The 1104-nt window shown below is 58.9% G+C and carries 1 protein-coding gene; it reads right to left on the bottom strand.

Annotation, left to right across the window (positions count from 1 at the left end; translation table 11 throughout):
* Nucleotides 1-67 precede the first annotated feature (67 nt).
* Nucleotides 68-1104, bottom strand: a 1037-nt coding sequence (locus ACI3K0_RS30725; protein ID WP_404946983.1) for an IS256 family transposase, incomplete at its 5' end; no start/stop codon positions are given.

Here is a 1104-nt window from a genome sequence, read left to right as displayed (position 1 = left end):
GATCGTGTCCCATGGAATGGTGTAGCTCGGTTGATCATCGAGCTTTCCGGCCAAGGCCGGGAATGGGTCAACTTGCGGCTGGCAAGCTGATAAGCTGATCATCGCTCATTGTGGCGATGGTTTCCAGCGTCATGTAGCGCGAGCGCTGAACAGCCCACTCGTCATTTTGCTCGAGAAGCAGCGCGCCGACGAGTCTGACGATGGCGTCGTCATTGGGAAAGATGCCCACGACCTCTGTCCTTCGTTTGATCTCACCGTTCAGCCGCTCGATTGGGTTCGTGCTGTGGAGCTTGGTCCAGTGCTGCTTTGGGAAGGTCATGTAGGCCAGCACGTCCTCTTCGGCGCTATCCATGAGGCCGGCGAGTTTTGGCACCTTTGGCCTTATCTGATCGGCAACGCTGCGCCATTGATGGCTGGCAGCTTCGGGTGTGTCCTGGGCAAAGGCCGTTGCAATGAAGGCTGAGACGACGCGCCGGCCGCTCTTTCCAGCATGCGCCAATGCATTGCGCATGAAGTGAACTCGGCATCTTTGCCAGGTCGCGGACAGGACCTTGGAAACAGCGGCTTTGATGCCTTCGTGGGCGTCGGATACGACGAGCTTAACACCGCGCAGGCCGCGGCGCGTCAGCTTACGCAGGAACTCCGTCCAGATCGGTTCGGCCTCGGAAGTGCCGATTTCCATGCCGAGAACCTCGCGCCGTCCATCAGTGTTGACGCCGATTGCGATAATGACAGCGACGGAGACGATGCGGCCACCGCGCCGGACCTTGAGGTAGGTGGCGTCGATCCACAGGTATGGCCAGTCGCCTTCTATAGGTCGGGACAGAAAAGCCTTCACCTTGTCGTCAATCTCTTCGCAAAGCCTGGAAACCTGGCTTTTGGAGATGCCGCTCATCCCCATTGCCTTGACCAGGTCGTCTACCGAGCGGGTCGAAACGCCTTGGATATAAGCTTCCTGGATCACCGCGGTCAAAGCTTTCTCGGCCATGCGGCGCGGCTCCAGAAAGCTCGGGAAATAGCTGCCGGTCCGCAGCTTGGGAATACGAAGTTCGACAGTTCCGGCGCGCGTCTCCCAGTCGCGATCTCGATAGCCATTTCGTTGAG

Origin of the sequence: Rhizobium sp. ZW T2_16, assembly GCF_044987325.1 — a bacterium.
Classification (GTDB): Bacteria; Pseudomonadota; Alphaproteobacteria; order Rhizobiales; family Rhizobiaceae; genus Neorhizobium; species Neorhizobium cellulosilyticum.
Note: the sequence above shows the minus strand (reverse complement) of the source record. Positions and strands in the feature narration are given on the sequence as shown.